Source organism: Rugamonas violacea, from assembly GCF_016461825.1.
Lineage (GTDB): Bacteria > Pseudomonadota > Gammaproteobacteria > Burkholderiales > Burkholderiaceae_D > Rugamonas.
Genome location: NZ_JAEMNU010000023.1, coordinates 40,146 through 56,221, shown reverse-complemented (window position 1 = coordinate 56,221; position 16,076 = coordinate 40,146). Strand labels below are relative to the sequence as shown.

Below are 16,076 nucleotides of genomic sequence, written 5' to 3'. Positions count from 1 at the left end.
GGACGAGGTTTGGCTCAATCCGGAACGGGCTGAACCTGAATTAGTGAAGCTGGCTGCATGAAGTGACGCGACAACTTTGTTGACAACTACCGCCTGCATCCCAGATTGGAAGTCTGGAGTAAGCATATCCTGGCACGCTCCATTCACAATTTTACGGAATGGGAAACGGTCAACAGGACCGCCTTGCGAATTTGGACGATCTGCCTCGGAAAGAATTTTTACCACATTATTATTTGCATCATGGATAAAAAGAGCACCAGTTTCATAAAGAACCAGTTTGTACCCCATGTTGTATGGTCGACCACCAGTTTCCGATGTCCAAGCCCACGTGCCGCCGCTCGTGTACAGAGCAAGATTGCCGTCCATTTGCATCCGGAGATGGTTGCCGCGTCCCCTGCCGGTCGAAAACTGGCTTGGTCGGGTTCCCATTCTAGTATTGAAATATTCAACGACATTTCCGTCGCCTTGAACTACAACTGAATATAAGCCAGAACGTGTCGTTAAATATTGCCCATTCTCCAGTTGGGTTTCTGCCATAAGAACTTGAGCAGCACCAACTGGAGCTGACGCGGCAACTGTCACGCCCAAAAGCAATGCGGAAAATGAAAACTTGATCATACTTTCTCCTTGTGAAGTTGAATGTGTGTTGTGAATATTGGTAATTTTGATAACGGTTCAGCCACGCTGTATGTGAACTGTTGTTCAATTTCAAGCATAGCCAATGTTGTGATTTATGTAAAGAGGTATTTTTGATAATTTTTCAAAATAAATAATTATCAGACGAAACTATGGAATTTTCACTCCTGGCCGTTCGCAGCGCTAGGCAGCAGCATTTGGGCCCATCACTCGCCTCATTTAGCCCGAGGCAAGCATCCCAGTTGCCAGTGCCGAAAATGCCTGACAGTGTCCACGCAAGACGCGCGAGGGTGTGGCCCGCGTTGGCTCCACTCAGAGCAAGATGTTTGGAGTTAGGTATTGTCGAGCCCGAGCGCTCTATCAGGCCGTTCTGCTGGGAACGTCTTTGCCCGGAGGCGGTAGCTTTCGGATCATAAGCGGCGTCGAAATTTATATGGTCGGTATTAAGTAAGGCGATCCCTAAACACCTGCCACCAGCCAGCCTGACTAGGTAAAATTCCGGCATCAGCCACGACCAGCGACTGCCCGCGATGATGAAAACCCGGATCAGCCTGTTTGCGGAGCACGAACGCAAGATCGGCGATCCCTTGGTCGACTTAACCAAACACGTGGACTCCGAGACGCTGGCCGCTGACATTGACGCCACCGCGCCGCGCCTCTCACGCGCAAAAGGCGGTTGCCCACTCTACCCGACCGTGTTGATGGCCAAGATCCTAGTGCTCCAGCAGCTCTACAACTTGGCCGACGACAAGCTGGAATATCAATTACTTGATCGCCGCAGCTTCCTGCAATTTCTTGATCTGACCGAGAGCAGCAGTATCCCCGACGCCAAGATGATCTGGCTGTTCCGTGATGGCCTGGCCTAGGAGTCTGCGCGGCAGAACGATTTCACCCAAATTCCCGGCATTTTCAGGGGTACTTTACCCCTTCCCAATGTCGAGATCGTTGATCCTGGCGCGATCTGAGTGGTCGGAATTTTTAGCGGTAGTTTCATTTTCTTCTGCCGCGCAGACTCCTAGGCCGGTGCGGGCACATTCGTGTTCGAACAAGTCCAACAGCAGCTGCAGCAGTACGGCTACATGGCGCGCTGTGGTCAGATCGTCGACGCCTCGCTGGTGCAAGCGCCGGTTCAGCGTAACAAGCGCGAGGAAGTCGAGACCGTCAAGAACGCCGTGTTACTTTGCGGACACTGATTTAAGGGCGCATCGAATAAGCTGAATTCGTCGTTCCGCATCGGCGGACCGCCGCGCAGGCGGGAATTCATGCTGCGCTAGGCAGGATGCGGCGTATAGGTTCCCGCCTTCGCGGGAACGACGGGTTTTTAGAGGTGCTCTTAAGGCGACCTCTAAAAACCAGCAACTTGTCGTTCCCGCGAAGGCGGGAATCCATGCTGAGTCAATGAGCGTGCAGTGTATGGATTCCCGCCTACGCGGGAATGACGGTTATTCGAGGTGGCCTTAAGCGGCTCGCCACGCTTGCTGATTTGCCAAAACGGCGCGCACCAGCGTCGCGCCGCCGGGCTAACGCGCGCGGTGCGGCTCGCGCTCCGGGTCCGGTCCGTTCTGCAGGCTGTCGACGCTGCCGTCGGGGCGGAACTGCACGTACATGATCGAGTTCCACACGCCCTGTTCCTTGTAGCGGTAGAGCCAGGCCTCAAGATGGTTGAGCGGGTAGCGTTGCCGCGCGAAGGGCTGGCCGAAGGTGAGCAGGATGCTGTGCTGGTTGTCGCGGCCGATTTTGACGGCGGCGAACTTTTCGCTGCTTAATACTTGCTCGTAGGAGAGCAGCCGGCCGTCGGCGCCCAGCCTGGCCATGTAGGTCGCCTGGCCGCTCGGCCCCGTGGCGTATTCGAGCAAGGTGTCGGCGCCGTCGCGGTAGCTGGCGCTGGGGCGGCCGAGCAGGGCCTGCAACTGCTCGGCCGTGCTGCCGGGCGGCGGCGGGCTGCCGCCCGGCGCGGCGCAGGCGGCCAACAACAGGGAGATACTTGTCATTGCAACCATCTTTTTCATGTCCGCCCCCGTTTCTGCACATTCGCCTCATAAGAATTCTAACTAAGACTGGATACAGCCGCCGGTTTTTCCGATATACTTGCGGGTCTGGTCTTTTGGCCGGAATTCTTTTGAAGTTCACGATGCCTAGGGTTCAGACTCCGGGCACCGCATGTTAAAGGTAAAATCATGACCGTAGAAAACATCAACAAAGCCGCGATCATCGCGGACAACGCCCGTGGTCAAAACGACACCGGCTCGCCAGAAGTTCAAGTTGCGCTGCTGACCGCACGCATCAACGAACTGAACGGCCACTTCAAAGCGCACAGCAAAGATCACCACTCCCGTCGTGGTCTGATTATGATGGTTAACCGTCGTAAGAGCCTGCTGTCCTACCTGAAGGCAAAAGACGCTACCCGTTATCGCGATCTGATCGCTAAACTCGGTCTGCGTAAGTAATTTTTGCGTCACCCGGTTTAAACAGAAATGCCTGCGCCAGTTCGCTGACGCGGGCATTTTGTCATTTTGGCCGAACAATGCCAATTGGCATGGGCTATTGCCCAGAAACATGGATTCCCGAATTCGCAGCACGCTTGCTGGCAAGTTGAGTCGTAAGTTTGGCAAGTGGCAAGTTTAGTAAGTAGTAAGTTTAGTAGTAAGGCGGCGCCGCAGCATGCCGCCTGTGGTGAGGTGAACGACAGCCCCTGAAAATCTGTCGGCAATTAGAAAGGGATTACCCATGTTTAACAAAGTTACGAAAACCTTCCAATACGGTCAACACCAAGTCACCCTGGAAACCGGCGAGATCGCTCGCCAGGCTTCCGGCGCCGTCCTGGTGTCGATTGAAGACACCGTGGTCCTGGCGACCGTTGTGGCACGCAAAGATGCCAAGCCAGGCCAGGATTTCTTCCCCCTGACCGTCGACTACGTTGAAAAAACCTATGCTGCCGGTAAAATCCCGGGCGGTTTCTTCAAGCGCGAAGGCCGTCCTTCGGAAAAAGAAACGCTGACCTCGCGCCTGATCGACCGTCCTATCCGTCCGTTGTTCCCGGAAGGCTACCTGAATGAAGTGCAGATCATCATTCACGTCCTGTCGGTCAACCCGGAAATCGATCCCGACATCGCCGCCATGATCGGCGCCTCGGCCGCCCTGTGCATCTCCGGCGTGCCGTTCAACGGCCCGATCGGCGCCGCCCGCGTCGGTTACGCCAACGGCCAGTACATCCTGAACCCGACCGTCGCCCAGCTGAAAACCTCGGAAATGGACCTGGTTGTCGCCGGTACCGAAAGCGCCGTGCTGATGGTCGAATCGGAAGCCAAACAACTGTCCGAAGAAATCATGCTCGGCGCCGTGGTCTTCGGCCACGACCAGATGAAAGTGGTCATCGACGCGATCCATGAACTGGTGCGCGACGGCGGCAAGCCGGAAGTCGAATGGATCGCGCCGGCCAAGAACGAAGTCCTGATCGGCCGCGTCGAGCATTTCGGCGGCGCCAAGATCCGCGACGCCTACCAGACCAAAGACAAGCAGGAGCGCACCGCCAAGCTGAAATCGGCTACCGCCGAAGTGCTGGCCGAACTGGGCGCCGAAGCGGCCGCCGCCGGCGCCGCGCCGGTCGACGCAGCCGAAGTCAACAACATCCTGTTCGACATGGAAGCGAAGATTGTCCGTTCGCAGATCCTCGACGGCGAGCCACGCATCGACGGCCGCGACACCCGCACCGTGCGGCCGATTTCGATCCGCACTTCCGTGCTGCCGCGCACCCACGGTTCGGCCCTGTTCACCCGTGGTGAAACCCAGGCGCTGGTCGTGGCCACACTGGGCACCGCCCGCGACAGCCAGAAGATCGACGCGCTGATGGGCGAGTTCACCGATTCGTTCATGCTGCACTACAACATGCCTCCGTTCGCCACCGGCGAAACCGGCCGCGTCGGCACGCCCAAGCGCCGCGAAATCGGCCACGGCCGTCTGGCCAAGCGCGCGCTGATCGCCGCCCTGCCATCGCCGGAAGAGTTCAGCTACTCCGTGCGTCTGGTGTCGGAAATCACCGAGTCGAACGGCTCCTCGTCGATGGCTTCGGTCTGCGGCGGCTGCCTGGCACTGATGGACGCCGGCGTGCCGATGAAAGAGCACGTGGCCGGCATCGCCATGGGCCTGATCAAGGACGGCGGCAAGTTCGCCGTGCTGTCGGACATCCTGGGTGACGAAGACCACCTGGGCGACATGGACTTCAAGGTCGCCGGTACCCGCAACGGTATCACCGCGCTGCAGATGGACATCAAGATCATGGGCATCACCAAGGAAATCATGCAAGTGGCGCTGGCGCAAGCCAAGGAAGGCCGCGAGCACATCCTGGGCGAAATGCAAAAAGCCATGCCGCACGTGAAGACCGAGCTGTCCGACTTCGCACCGCGCCTGATCACCATCAAGATCAATCCGGAAAAAATCCGTGACGTGATCGGCAAGGGCGGCGCCGTCATCCGCGCGCTGACCGAAGAGACTGGCACCCAGATCGACATCAGCGACGAAGGCGTGGTCACCATCGCCTCCGTCGACGCCGCCGCCGGCCAGGAAGCCAAGCGTCGCATCGAAGAACTGACCGCCTCGGTTGAAGTGGGCAAGGTCTACGAAGGCACCGTGCTGAAACTGCTGGACTTCGGCGCCATCGTCCAAGTCATGCCGGGCAAGGACGGCCTGCTGCACATCTCGCAGATCGCCAACGAGCGCGTCAACGCCGTCGCCGACTACCTGAAAGAAGGCCAGCAAGTGCGCGTCAAGGTTCTGGAAACCGACGACCGCGGCCGTCTGAAGCTGTCGATGAAGGCCGCCGCCGAAGAAGCCGTGGCCCAGTAATCCCCCCGGCTTCGGCCGACGCAAAAAACCGCCAGCGCGCAAGCCCTGGCGGTTTTTTTACGTTCACGCGGGAAAACCACCCAAGGGCGGGGAGCCGGGGTCGGACCCGCCGGGTCCGACCCCAGAGTCCGCCCGTGGGTTGCTTGAACTTGCTTGGGCGGCGCGAGGCTAGGCGGCGCTCAGCGGCAGGCGCACCTCGACCAGCAGGCCGGCGCCGTGGCCGGTGTCGAACAGGGCGATGCTGCCGCCGTGCTGGCGCGCCACCGCCTGGGCGATCGACAGGCCCAGGCCGCTGCCGCTCTGCGTCTGGTTGGGGTCGCGGAAGAAGCGGTCGAGCACCCGCTCGCGCAGGGCCGGCGCCACGCCCGGCCCTTGGTCGTTGACCGCCAACACGGCCTGGCCGGTTTCGCGCCGCAGGCTGACCTGCACCAGGCCGTCCGGCGGGCTGTACTTGATGGCGTTGTCGACCAGGTTGTCGACCAGCGAGATCAGGCTCTCGCGCTGGCCGTGCAGGTACAACTCGGTGTCGGCGTGCAGCTCCAGCTCCACCCGGCGCGCGCTGGCCAGGGCGGCCAGCGCGGCCATGCGATCCTGCAACAGCTGGGCCAGGGCGACCGGCGCCGCCGCCGCGCCGGCCACGCTGGCGTCGCTGCGCATCAGCATCAGCAACTGGCTGACCAGGCGGGTGGCGCGGCTGCCGCTGCTGAGGATGCCCTTGAGCAGCTGGCGCTGGCGCTCGTCGTTGGCCTGGCTGTGCAGCGCCTCGACGTTGACCTGCATCGCCGCCAGCGGCGTGCGCAGCTCGTGGGCGGCGTCGGCGATGAAGCTGCGCTCGCGCACGGCGCTGTCGTCGACCTGGCGCATCAAGGTGTTGATGTTGTCGACCATGCCGGCCAGCTCGCGGTGCTTGGCGGTGTAGTCGAGCGGACTCAGGTTGTGCGGGCCGCGCGCCGCCACTTCGCGCGCCACCTGGCTCCACGGCCGCAGCGCCAGGCGGATCGATAACCAGGTCGGCAGCAGCAGGAAGGGCAGGCTGATCAGCAGCGGCAGCAGGTAGAAGCCGTGCGAGTTGATGGTCATGAAGATGTGCAGACCGTCGGCCGGCGCCAGCATGGTCAGCATGGTGCCGCTGGCCGACTGCTTGCTGCGCGCGCGCCAGCGCTTGTCGCCGGCGTAGAAGGTCTCGACGACATGCTGCTTGCGCGTGCCCAGCTCGCTCGGCGTGCCGTGCGAGCGGTAGATCTCGCGGCCACGCTGCTGCACCACGATGCTGGGGCTGAGCATGGGGTCGTCGGCGGTGCCATAGTTCTCGCGCACCGCCAGGTCCATCATGTTGAGCACGTGCTGTTGCTGCTGCGGCGAGTCGACCAGCGCGTCGGCGGCGGCCAGCACGGCGTCGAAGATGCGCTCGGTCGACAGCAGGTTCAGGTCCTTGCCGCTCTCGTTGATGACGAAGCCGGTGGCCAGCGTCCACAAGGCCGTCAACAACACCATCTGCGCCACCAGCAGGCGCCGCACCAAGGTCGGCGCGGCGATGCTGTTCCAGAAGCGGCGCATCATCGGGCGCCGTCCGCGGCGGGGCCGTGCTGGTCGATCACGTAGCCGACGCCGCGCACGGTGCGCACATACCCTTCGCCGATCTTGCGCCGCAGGTTGGCCATGTGCACGTCGAGCGTGTTGCTGGCGTTGGCCTGGGAGCCGGGCAGGGCCTGCTCCTCCAGGCTGCGCCGGGTGATGACGCGGTTGGCGCGCATCAGCAGTATCTTCAGCAGCAGGTATTCGCTGGCGGTGAGCTCGACCGGCTTGCCGTGCACCTGCACGCGGCGGGTCGGCGCGTGCAGTTGCAGGCCGCGCAGCTCCAGCGTCTCGCCGTCGAAGCCGTAGCTGCGCCGCGCCAGCGCGCGCACCCGCGACAGCAGCTCGGCCAGCTCGAAGGGCTTGACCAGGTAGTCGTCGGCGCCCGAGTCGAGGCCGCGCAGGCGTTCCTGCAGCGCGTCGCGGGCGCTCACGATCAGCACCGGCAGGTCGTGCTTGTCGCGCCGCAGGCGGGTCAGCAGGCTCAGGCCGTCGCCGTCGGGCAGGCCCAGGTCGAGCAGGATCAGGTCGCAGGTGTCGGCCGCCAGGTGGCGCTCGGCGTCGTCGAGTTGGCGCACCCAGACCACGTCCATGCCCTGGTCGCTCAGAGCGATGCGCACGCCGTTGCCCAAGTCCAGATCGTCTTCTATCAGCAGTATCTTCATGGCCGGTATTTAACCATCAATTCCTGAAGAATGCCTAAAGAAGGGGCGGCGGCCGGGTCTTCATGCTTTCTTCATCAAGCGATCAGATTGGCTTCATGCCACGGGGGAATACTTCGAGCAGCCGATTCTTAGTAAATCGCCTCTCAACCTGGAATGGAAAACCATCATGAATAGCAGTTCAATCAAAGCCGTGCCCCTTTTGTTGTTGTCGCTGCTGGCCGGCCAGGCCGCCGCCGCCGCCGCCGAGAACGTCTTCACCGTGGGCGCCGGCGTCGCCGTCGGTTCGCGTTATTCCGGTTCGGACGAACACGTGGTCGCGCCGGTCGTGCAGCTCGACTACGCGATGGCCAACGGCCTGTTCGCCAGCACCATGCGCGGCCTGGGCTACGGCGGCAGCGCCGGCCCGCTGAAGTACAGCGTGGCGCTGGGCGTGCGCGGCGGCCGCAGCGAGAGCGACGAGCGCGGCATCGCCGGCAAAACCGGCAGCAAGTACCTGAAGGGCATGGGCGAGATCAAAACCAACGCCACCGCCAACTTCGGCCTGAGCTACGCCATCTTCGAACGGGTCGAGGTGAGCGCCCGCGCCGAGGTGCCGGTGTCGCAGCGCGACAATGGCGCCAGCTTCGGTGTCGGCATCACCGGCCACTTGTACCAGACGCCGAGCGACACCCTCAGTCTGAGCCTGGGCGCCAACTTCGCCGACAGCAAATACGCCAAGACCTACTACGGCGTCAACGCCACCCAGTCGAAAAACTCGGGCTACCGCGAGTTCACGCCGAAGTCCGGCCTGTACGGCGTCGATGCCGGCCTCAGCTGGACCCACACCTTCCCCGGCAAGTGGTCCTTGACCGGCATGGCCGGCGTCAGCTCGCTGAGCGGCGATGCCAGCAAGAGCCCGCTGACCCGCAAGAAGACCGCGCCGACCGCCGCCATCTACGTCAGCCGCAGCTTCTGATTGTCGCGCCGGCCGGCAAGCCGTTCAAGCCGGGCCGGCCGCCGCCCTCCGGCGCCTGAGGGTGCCGGCGGCCGGCTTGGTGGCGCACCGGCGCCGCCACTGGAAAGGAAGTTTCGATCGATTCGGCGACTACCTTGTCGCCCTTCAACAGGAGGACGCGCAACATGACGCCGGAAACCGACATCGAAACCGAAACCGCCAAGCTGACAAATGCCGCCGCCGCCGGCCTGTCCGGACGGGAGCTGACCATCACGCGCCTGTTCGACGCCTCGCTGGCGTTGGTGTTCCAGGCCTGGGTCCAGCCCGGGCATCTGGCCCAATGCCTGGCCGGCCACTTGTGCGATTGCCTAACGCGCTACTAGGCCGGGCGCCAGCCAAGATGGAATTGACACGCGCGCGCGCCTTGCGTACGCTGTGGCGCTACCATCCCGCCCCGTGCGGCGGGAGGTTTTATCCATTTACCCAACACCTTATGCCGAACACCACCCGCGCACTGCTCGCCGCCGCCCTGATTTGCGGCGCCTCCCTGACGACCGCGCCGGCCCGGGCCGATGGCTGGGGCGACTGGAACGACGCGGTGGAGCCGTTCGCGCTCTACGGCAACAGCTACTACGTCGGCGTGCAGGGCCTCAGCGCGGCGCTGCTGACCTCGCCGGCCGGCCACATCCTGATCGACGGCGGCCTGCCGGAGTCGGCCCAGCGCATCGCCGCCAGCGTGCGCCAGCTCGGCTTCCGCATCGAGGACGTCAAGCTGATCCTCAGCTCGCACGCCCACGTCGACCATGCCGGCGGCCTGGCCGAGCTGCAACGCCTGAGCGGCGCCACGGTGCTGGCCAGCCCGTTGGCGGCGCTGGCGCTGCGCCGTGGCAGGGTCGAACCTGCCGATCCGCAGGCCAGCGACAGCACGCCATGGGCGCCGGTGGCCAAGGTGCGCACGGTGCGCGACGGCCAGACGGTCACGCTGGGCGGCAACAAGCTGACCGCCCATTTCACGCCGGGCCACACGCCGGGCGGTCTGAGCTGGAGCTGGCGCGCCTGCGACCGCCAGGGTTGCGCCAACATCGTCTACGCCGACAGCATCAATCCGATCGCCGCCGGCGCCTTCAAATTTTCCGCCAACCAGAGCTACCCTAGCGTGCTGCGCGATTTTGAGCGCAGCTTCAAGACCATGGCGGCGCTGCCTTGCGACATCCTGCTCACCGTGCATCCGAACGCCGCCCAGTTGTGGGAGAAGGTGGCCGCGCGCGAAGCGGGCAGGAATCCGCTCTTGTCCAGCGGCGCCTGCAAGGCGTATGCCGAGCTGAGCCGGACGGCTTTGCAGAAGCGGCTGGCCGAGGAGGGCGGCAAGCAATGACGAGCGGCGCCGCCACACCGGCCTCAACGCCGGCGCCGCCGCAGCAGCCGTTGGCGCCGTTGCCGCCGTTGCAGCTTTTCGAGCTGCCGTTCGGCGCGTGGACGCTGAAGGGCGACCACTTTCCCGGCGCACGCGCCAACAACGCGTTGGTGCTGCACGGTGCCGGCAGCGCCGCGCGCCCCGGCTACACCATCATGCGCGAGGCCTTGCAGCGCCAAGGCATCGGCAGCACCTGCTTCGATTGCATCGGCCACGGCGAGACGGGCGGCGCGCTGGCGCAGTCGTCGCTGGCCTCGCGCACGCGCCAGGCCCAGGCGGTGATCGCGGCGCGCCGGTTGCCGGCGCCGCTACATGTGTTGGGCGCCAGCATGGGCGCCTACAACGCGATCCGGCTGAGCGCGCTGACGCCGGTCGCCTCGCTGATCCTGTTCGTGCCGGGGGTGTACGCGCCGGGCGCCTACGAGCTTGCGTTCGGGCCGGAGTTCTCCGCCGCGATCCGGCGCCCGCGCAGCTGGGACGACAGCGACGCCTGGGCGATACTGGAGAAATTCGAGGGCGCCTTGTTGCTGGTCGCCGCCGAGCACGACGCGGTGATTCCGCTGGAGATACCGCAGCGCCTGCTGGCGGCGGCGGGCAAGGCGCGCTGGCGCCACTTGCACGTGCTGCCGGGCGCCGAGCACAACCGCGTCTGGTCGCTGATGCTGGAGCAGCCTGAACTGTATGAGCGGACGCTGGGTTTGATGCTGGAGTGCATGCAGGCCGGCGGCACCGGCTGATTCGCCGGTCGGCCGCCTTCCCGTGCCTAGTCGACGTAGGCCAGTGGCGGCCGGGCCCGCAGCGGCTTGAGCGGCGTCTTGCTGCGCGTGACTGCCGGCCGCTGCGGCGTTGCTAAGGTCGCTAAGGGCGGCAAGCTCGCCGACACCCCCGGCGCCATGGCCGCGTCCGGCTGGCCGTCGCCCAGCTTGAAGATGCTGACCGCGTCGGCCAGCAACAGCGCCTGATCCTGCATGCTCTCGGCCGCCGCCGCCGCCTGTTCCACCAGCGCCGCGTTCTGCTGCGTCATCTCGTCCATCTGGCCGATGGCGCGGTTGACCTCCTCGATGCCGACGCTCTGCTCGCGGCTGGCGGCGGTGATGTCCTGCATGAAGTCGGCCACCTGGCGCACCGAGCTGACGATCGCCGTCATGGTCTGCCCGGCCGAGTCGACCAAGCGGCTGCCGGCATCGATCTGGCTGACCGAATGGCCGATCAACTGCTTGATTTCCTTCGCCGCGCCGGCGCTGCGCTGGGCCAGGTTGCGCACCTCGCTGGCGACGACGGCGAAGCCGCGTCCCTGCTCGCCGGCGCGGGCCGCCTCCACCGCCGCGTTGAGCGCCAAAATATTCGTCTGGAAGGCGATGCCGTCGATGACGCCGATGATGTCGACGATCTTGTACGAGCTCTGCTTGATCGAGCCCATGGTGCCGACCACCTCGGCGACGATCTGGCCGCCCTCGGCCGCCACGTTGGCCGCCGAGGCGGCCAGTTCGGTGGCCTGCTGGGCGTGCTCGGCGTTCTGTTTGACGGTGCCGGTCAGCTCCTCCATCGAACTGGCGGTCTGCTCCAGCGCGCTGGCCTGCGCCTCGGTGCGCGCCGACAGGTCGGCGTTGCCGCTGGCGATCTCGCGCGAGGCCACGGTGATGGTCTGCGTGCCGTGGCGCACCGCGCCGACGGTCTTGACCAGGCTGTCGTTCATCTCGTGCAGGGCGGCCAGCAACTGGCCCGTCTCGTCGTCGGACGGCGCGTCGATGTTCAGCGTCAGGTCGCCGGCGGCGACGCGGCGGGCCAGTCCCAGCGCTTCGTGCAGCGGCGCGGTGATGCTGCGGCTCAAGCGCCAGGCCACCAGCAGCGCCAGCGACATCGCCAGCGCGCAGATCAGCAGCATCACGCCGTTGGCGCGCCGGCTTTCGCTGTCGAACTCGGCCAGGCTGTGCTGGATCTCGCGGTTCTGCAGGCCGGCCAGGCGGTCGATGGCGGCCAGCCACTTATCCTGCAGCGGCGCCACCTGGCCGGTCAGCACCTTCAGCGCCTGGCCGGCGTTGAAGCCGGCGACGTACTGCTCGGCCTCCTTGACGAAGGGCAGGCTGGCCTTGTCGTAGCCCTGCATCTCGACCACGATGGCCTGCTCCTCCGGGTTCAGGCGCACCGCCTCCAGCTTGGCCAGGTTGGCGCGGTAGCGCTGTTGTTCGGCGCCGATGTTGGCCATCTCCTGTTGCATCTGTTGGAGGTCGGTGGTGGCGCCGATGTTGCGCGCCGCCAGACCCTGGTGGAACAGGTTCTGCCGCATCGCCGCCACCTGGGCCGACTTGGCGTTGCTGCGCTCGACCGAGCGGGTCAGGTTGTCGCGGCTCTGCCGCGTCGCCAAGGTGCCGATGGCGGTGATACCGGCCATCAGCACCAGCATCAGGCCGAAGCCGAGCATCAGGCGGTAGCCGATCTTGATGTTGTTGAGTTTCATTTTCTGTCTCCATGGCGCCGGACTGTCGCCGGCTTTTTGTGGTGGATGATGTTCGGCCGCTGCCGCTGCCGCTGCCGCTGCCGCTGCCGCTGCCGCTGCCGCTGCCGCCGTTGCTGCCGTTGCTGTTGTTGTGTTTGCTGCGGATGCTGGGGATGCATTGCGGCGGCAGCGGGCAAGCCGCTGGCGTCGCGGCGCCGGGGCGCCAACCAAGATGGGACGGGGAGGAGAGGGGCACGTCGAGTACCCCAGTTTTGTCGTTCTCGCGCATGCGGGAACCCATGCGGCGCATGAGTTCCCGCTTCGCGGCGGTCCGCCGATGCGGAACGACGCTGGCTTTTAAACGCTCAGGTCGACGCGCTGCTCCGAGGTCGGATCGAAGAACACCGCCTTCGACAGGTCGAAGGCCAGCTTGACGTCGTGGCCGGGCAGGGCGCCGGCGCGCGGGTGGGTGCGGCAGGTGGCGCGGATGCCGTTGAACCAGGCGAACACCAGGGTGTCCGGGCCGGTCGGCTCGGTCATCTCGACCACGCAGTCGACCTCGGTCGGATGGTAGCGGCCCTCGGCCGAGGCGCGCCGCGCGCTCTCCGCGTCGGTGACGTGCTCGGGGCGGATGCCGAGGATGATGTCGCGGTTCTGGTGCTGGCGCAGCACGCTGTTGTCGCCCGGCAGCGGCAGCAGGGTGGTCACGCCGCCGTGCTCCAGCGCGAAGGCGGCGCCGTCGCCGTGCGGCACCAGCTTGCCGCGCAGGAAGTTCATCGACGGCGAGCCGATGAAGCCGGCCACGTACAGATTGTCCGGCTTGTCGTAGATGTCCTGCGGGCTGCCGTACTGTTGCACCACGCCGTCGCGCATCACGGCGATGCGGTCGCCCAGGGTCATCGCCTCGATCTGGTCGTGGGTGACGTAGACGATGGTGGCGCCGAGGCGTTGGTGCAGCAGCTTGATCTCGGCGCGCATCTCGACGCGCAGCTTGGCGTCCAGGTTCGACAGCGGCTCGTCGAACAGGAACAGCGACGGGTCGCGGGCGATGGCGCGGCCCATGGCGACGCGCTGGCGCTGGCCGCCCGACAGCATGGCCGGCTTGCGGTCGAGCAGGTGGGTCATCTGCAGCGTCTCGGCGACCCGGTTGACGATCTTGTCCTGCTCGTCCTTGGGCACCTTGCGGATGCCCAGGCCGAAGGAGATGTTCTCGCGCACCGTCATGGTCGGGTACAGGGCGTAGGATTGGAACACCATGGCGATGTCGCGCGACTTGGGAGGGATGTTGTTGACGACCCGGTCGCCGATCAGGATCTGCCCCTCGGAGATGGTCTCCAGGCCGGCGATCATGTTGAGCAGGGTCGACTTGCCGCAGCCCGAGCCGCCCACCAGGATGATGAACTGGCCGTCCTCGATCTCCAGATCGATGCCCTTCAGAATTTCCGCGCCGTTCGGGTACACCTTGCGCACATTACGAATCGATAAACTTGCCATGCTATGTCTCCTGACAGTGCCGGTCGGCTGACCGGACTGGATATGAATTGGGTGAAAACGCCCCCAAGGCGGGAGCCGGGGTCGGACCCCGCGGGTCCGACCCCATATTGCCGCCGCCGACCTTGTAGTCGCCGACGGCATTGCGGGGTCTACACCATCAGCCCTTGACGGCGCCGGCGGTCAGGCCGCGCACGAAGTATTTGCCCGCCACCATGTACAGCACCAGCGTCGGCAGCGCGGCGATGATGGCGGCGGCCATGTTGACGTTGTACTCGGTCACCCCGGTCGAGGTGTTGACCAGGTTGTTCAGCGCCACCGTCACCGGCTGCGCGTCCGAGCCGCCGAACACCACGCCGAACAGGAAGTCGTTCCAGATCTGGGTGAACTGCCAGATGAAGCAGACCATGAAGATGGGCAGCGACAGCGGGAAGATGATGCGGCGGTAGATGGTGAAGAAGCCGGCGCCGTCGATGCGGGCGGCGTTGACCAACTCCTCCGGCACCGAGACGTAGTAGTTGCGGAAGAACAGGGTGGTGAAGGCCACGCCGTAGATGATGTGGACCAGCACCAGGCCGCTGGTGGTGTTGGCCAGCTCGGCCATGCCGAGCAGGCGCGCCATCGGCAGGATCACCACCTGGAAGGGGATGAAGCAACCGACCATCAGCGCGGTGAACACCACGTTCGAGCCACGGAAGCGCCAGTGCGCCAGCACGTAGCCGTTGAGCGAGCCGATCAGGCTCGACAGCAGCACCGCCGGGATCACCATCTTCACCGAGTTCCAGAAGTAGGGTTGCAGACCCTCGCAGCGCACGCCGGTGCAGGCGGTCGACCAGGCCTTGCCCCAGGCCACGGTGTTGGGGTGCAGCGGGAAGTCCAGCAGGTTGCCCTCGCGGATCTGCTCCAGCGTTTTCAGCGAGGTGGTCACCATCACGTACAGCGGCGCCAGGTAGTACAGCGCGACCAGCACCAGCAGGGTGTAGATGGCGAAGCGGCCCGGCGTCAGGCGGCCGCCCTCGGCGTTGAGATTAGCGTCCATTGCGGGCTCCTTTGGTTTCCATGTACATCAGCGGCACCAGCACGGCCAGCACGGTGGCCAGCATCATCATCGCCGAGGCGGCGCCCAGGCCGAGTTGGCCACGGGTGAAGGAGAACTGGTACATGAAGATCGCCGGCACGTCCGACGAGTTGCCGGGGCCGCCGGCGGTCAGCGCCATCACCAGATCGAAGCTCTTGATGGCGATGTGGGCGAGCACCAGCAGCACGCTGAAAAAGACCGGACGCAGGGAGGGGATCACGATGCGGCGGTAAATCGTCGGCAGGCTGGCGCCATCGACCATGGCGGCCTTGATGATGGCGTCGTCGACGCCGCGCAAGCCGGCCAGGAACAGGGCCATGACGAAGCCGGAGGACTGCCACACGCCGGCGATGACGACGGTGTAGATCGCCATGTCGGAGTTGACCAGCCAGTCGAAGCTGAAGTTGGGGAAGCCCCAGTCGTGCACCATCTTCTCCAGGCCCAGGCCGGGGTTGAGGATCCACTTCCAGGCGGCGCCGGTGACGATGAACGACAGCGCCATCGGGTACAGGTAAATGGCGCGCAGCGCGCCCTCGTGGCGGATGCGCTGGTCGAGCAGGATCGCCATGCTCAGGCCGATCACCAGGCAGACCAGGATGAACAGGCCGCCGAAGATGCCCAGGTTGCCGGCCGAGGTCCACCAGCGGTCGATCTCGAACAGGGTGGTGTATTGGCCGAAGCCGGCGAACTCGAAGTTCGGCATCATGCGCGATTCGGTCAGCGACAGCCAGGCGGTCAGGCCGATGAAGCCGTAGACGAAGACCAGCGAGGCGATGATGGTGGGCGAGAGCACCAGGCGCGGCAGCCAGGTGTCGGCCAGGGCAGCCAGACGGCTGGCCGAGGCCGGGGCGCGCGGCGCTGCGCTGGGCAGCGGGCGGGCCGTGGAAACGGGTGTGGCGGACATGCAGATTCTCCAGAACTAGAGCTTGAGGCGGAGGCGGGCGCCGCGAATGCGGCGTCCGGTCCTCTGGCGCGCGGCCCGGGCGGGCAGCGCGCCGACTGCT

At 64.8% G+C, this 16,076-nt stretch carries 16 protein-coding genes; 8 read left to right on the top strand and 8 right to left on the bottom strand.

Annotated features, from left to right (window positions below; all coding sequences use genetic code 11):
- The coding region (locus H7U20_RS05165) for a hypothetical protein (RefSeq protein WP_370593081.1) at nucleotides 1-618 on the bottom strand (618 nt) is incomplete at its 3' end.
- 548 nt (nucleotides 619-1,166) lie between these two features.
- On the opposite strand from H7U20_RS05165, the gene H7U20_RS05160 reads away from it, so the two are divergent.
- Together H7U20_RS05160 and H7U20_RS05155 are read left to right on the top strand one after the other, a co-directional pair.
- Nucleotides 1,167-1,502 (top strand): transposase, encoded by a 336-nt coding sequence (locus H7U20_RS05160; RefSeq protein WP_199518541.1) that lies wholly within the window; start codon nucleotides 1,167-1,169, stop codon nucleotides 1,500-1,502.
- 171 nt (nucleotides 1,503-1,673) lie between these two features.
- Nucleotides 1,674-1,829 (top strand): hypothetical protein, encoded by a 156-nt coding sequence (locus tag H7U20_RS05155; protein WP_199518540.1) that lies wholly within the window; start codon nucleotides 1,674-1,676, stop codon nucleotides 1,827-1,829.
- A gap of 327 nt (nucleotides 1,830-2,156) precedes the next feature.
- On the opposite strand, the gene H7U20_RS05150 is transcribed toward H7U20_RS05155, so the two are convergent.
- On the bottom strand, nucleotides 2,157-2,627 hold the full coding sequence (locus tag H7U20_RS05150) for a hypothetical protein (RefSeq protein WP_233410511.1): 471 nt from the start codon (nucleotides 2,625-2,627) through the stop codon (nucleotides 2,157-2,159).
- Between the two features lie 186 nt (nucleotides 2,628-2,813).
- Between H7U20_RS05150 and rpsO the strand changes: the two genes are divergently transcribed.
- Nucleotides 2,814-3,083, top strand: coding sequence for a 30S ribosomal protein S15 (gene rpsO / locus H7U20_RS05145; RefSeq protein WP_010399743.1), 270 nt, complete (start codon nucleotides 2,814-2,816; stop codon nucleotides 3,081-3,083).
- A 280-nt stretch (nucleotides 3,084-3,363) separates the two neighbouring features.
- Nucleotides 3,364-5,478, top strand: a complete 2,115-nt coding sequence (gene pnp, locus H7U20_RS05140) for a polyribonucleotide nucleotidyltransferase (protein ID WP_199518538.1) — start codon at nucleotides 3,364-3,366, stop codon at nucleotides 5,476-5,478.
- Nucleotides 5,479-5,646: 168 nt separating this feature from the next.
- On the opposite strand, the gene H7U20_RS05135 is transcribed toward pnp, so the two are convergent.
- Both H7U20_RS05135 and H7U20_RS05130 read right to left on the bottom strand, forming a co-directional pair.
- Nucleotides 5,647-7,038, bottom strand: coding sequence for a sensor histidine kinase (locus H7U20_RS05135; protein ID WP_199518537.1), 1,392 nt, complete (start codon nucleotides 7,036-7,038; stop codon nucleotides 5,647-5,649).
- Nucleotides 7,035-7,718 carry a response regulator gene (locus H7U20_RS05130; RefSeq protein ID WP_199518536.1) on the bottom strand — a complete coding sequence of 228 codons (684 nt, stop codon included), beginning with the start codon at nucleotides 7,716-7,718 and terminating at the stop codon, nucleotides 7,035-7,037. Before H7U20_RS05130 ends, H7U20_RS05135 begins: the two co-directional genes overlap by 4 nt.
- Before the next feature lie 166 nt (nucleotides 7,719-7,884).
- Here H7U20_RS05130 and H7U20_RS05125 point away from each other — a divergent pair, with 166 nt between their 5' ends.
- From H7U20_RS05125 to H7U20_RS05110, 4 genes are all read left to right on the top strand, one after another.
- Nucleotides 7,885-8,673: a MipA/OmpV family protein gene (locus H7U20_RS05125; RefSeq protein ID WP_199518535.1), complete on the top strand. Its 789-nt coding sequence runs from the start codon at nucleotides 7,885-7,887 to the stop codon at nucleotides 8,671-8,673.
- A gap of 164 nt (nucleotides 8,674-8,837) precedes the next feature.
- The gene (locus H7U20_RS05120; protein ID WP_199518534.1) at nucleotides 8,838-9,035 is read left to right on the top strand and encodes an SRPBCC family protein; all 198 of its coding nucleotides are present in this window, start codon (nucleotides 8,838-8,840) and stop codon (nucleotides 9,033-9,035) included.
- Between the two features lie 110 nt (nucleotides 9,036-9,145).
- The gene (bla, locus tag H7U20_RS05115) at nucleotides 9,146-10,027 is read left to right on the top strand and encodes a subclass B3 metallo-beta-lactamase (protein ID WP_199518533.1); all 882 of its coding nucleotides are present in this window, start codon (nucleotides 9,146-9,148) and stop codon (nucleotides 10,025-10,027) included.
- A complete protein-coding gene (locus tag H7U20_RS05110; RefSeq protein ID WP_199518532.1) occupies nucleotides 10,024-10,803 on the top strand; it encodes an alpha/beta fold hydrolase in 780 nt (259 codons plus the stop codon). The genes bla and H7U20_RS05110 overlap by 4 nt, the downstream gene beginning before the upstream one ends.
- A gap of 26 nt (nucleotides 10,804-10,829) precedes the next feature.
- Here the strand turns inward: H7U20_RS05110 and H7U20_RS30735 are convergent, their stop codons facing one another.
- From H7U20_RS30735 to H7U20_RS05090, 4 genes are all read right to left on the bottom strand, one after another.
- Nucleotides 10,830-12,524: a methyl-accepting chemotaxis protein gene (locus tag H7U20_RS30735; protein WP_199518531.1), complete on the bottom strand. Its 1,695-nt coding sequence runs from the start codon at nucleotides 12,522-12,524 to the stop codon at nucleotides 10,830-10,832.
- 336 nt (nucleotides 12,525-12,860) lie between these two features.
- Nucleotides 12,861-13,997, bottom strand: coding sequence for an ABC transporter ATP-binding protein (locus H7U20_RS05100; protein ID WP_199518530.1), 1,137 nt, complete (start codon nucleotides 13,995-13,997; stop codon nucleotides 12,861-12,863).
- Between the two features lie 157 nt (nucleotides 13,998-14,154).
- Entirely contained in the window at nucleotides 14,155-15,033 is an 879-nt protein-coding gene (locus H7U20_RS05095; protein ID WP_199518529.1) for a carbohydrate ABC transporter permease, read from the bottom strand.
- Nucleotides 15,023-15,976, bottom strand: a complete 954-nt coding sequence (locus H7U20_RS05090; protein ID WP_199518528.1) for a carbohydrate ABC transporter permease — start codon at nucleotides 15,974-15,976, stop codon at nucleotides 15,023-15,025. Before H7U20_RS05090 ends, H7U20_RS05095 begins: the two co-directional genes overlap by 11 nt.
- Between the last annotated feature and the right edge of the window lie 100 nt (nucleotides 15,977-16,076).

Excerpts from the sequence above, each read along its gene's own strand:
- H7U20_RS05130 (WP_199518536.1), bottom strand. The coding sequence starts at position 7,718 with ATGAAGATACTGCTGATAGAAGACGATCTGGACTTGGGCAACGGCGTG.
- H7U20_RS05090 (WP_199518528.1), bottom strand. The coding sequence starts at position 15,976 with ATGTCCGCCACACCCGTTTCCACGGCCCGCCCGCTGCCCAGCGCAGCG.
- H7U20_RS30735 (WP_199518531.1), bottom strand. The coding sequence starts at position 12,524 with ATGAAACTCAACAACATCAAGATCGGCTACCGCCTGATGCTCGGCTTC.
- H7U20_RS05125 (WP_199518535.1), top strand. The coding sequence starts at position 7,885 with ATGAATAGCAGTTCAATCAAAGCCGTGCCCCTTTTGTTGTTGTCGCTG.
- bla (WP_199518533.1), top strand. The coding sequence starts at position 9,146 with ATGCCGAACACCACCCGCGCACTGCTCGCCGCCGCCCTGATTTGCGGC.
- rpsO (WP_010399743.1), top strand. The coding sequence starts at position 2,814 with ATGACCGTAGAAAACATCAACAAAGCCGCGATCATCGCGGACAACGCC.
- H7U20_RS05150 (WP_233410511.1), bottom strand. The coding sequence starts at position 2,627 with ATGACAAGTATCTCCCTGTTGTTGGCCGCCTGCGCCGCGCCGGGCGGC.
- H7U20_RS05135 (WP_199518537.1), bottom strand. The coding sequence starts at position 7,038 with ATGATGCGCCGCTTCTGGAACAGCATCGCCGCGCCGACCTTGGTGCGG.
- H7U20_RS05110 (WP_199518532.1), top strand. The coding sequence starts at position 10,024 with ATGACGAGCGGCGCCGCCACACCGGCCTCAACGCCGGCGCCGCCGCAG.
- H7U20_RS05120 (WP_199518534.1), top strand. The coding sequence starts at position 8,838 with ATGACGCCGGAAACCGACATCGAAACCGAAACCGCCAAGCTGACAAAT.
- pnp (WP_199518538.1), top strand. The coding sequence starts at position 3,364 with ATGTTTAACAAAGTTACGAAAACCTTCCAATACGGTCAACACCAAGTC.
- H7U20_RS05160 (WP_199518541.1), top strand. The coding sequence starts at position 1,167 with ATGATGAAAACCCGGATCAGCCTGTTTGCGGAGCACGAACGCAAGATC.
- H7U20_RS05095 (WP_199518529.1), bottom strand. The coding sequence starts at position 15,033 with ATGGACGCTAATCTCAACGCCGAGGGCGGCCGCCTGACGCCGGGCCGC.
- H7U20_RS05100 (WP_199518530.1), bottom strand. The coding sequence starts at position 13,997 with ATGGCAAGTTTATCGATTCGTAATGTGCGCAAGGTGTACCCGAACGGC.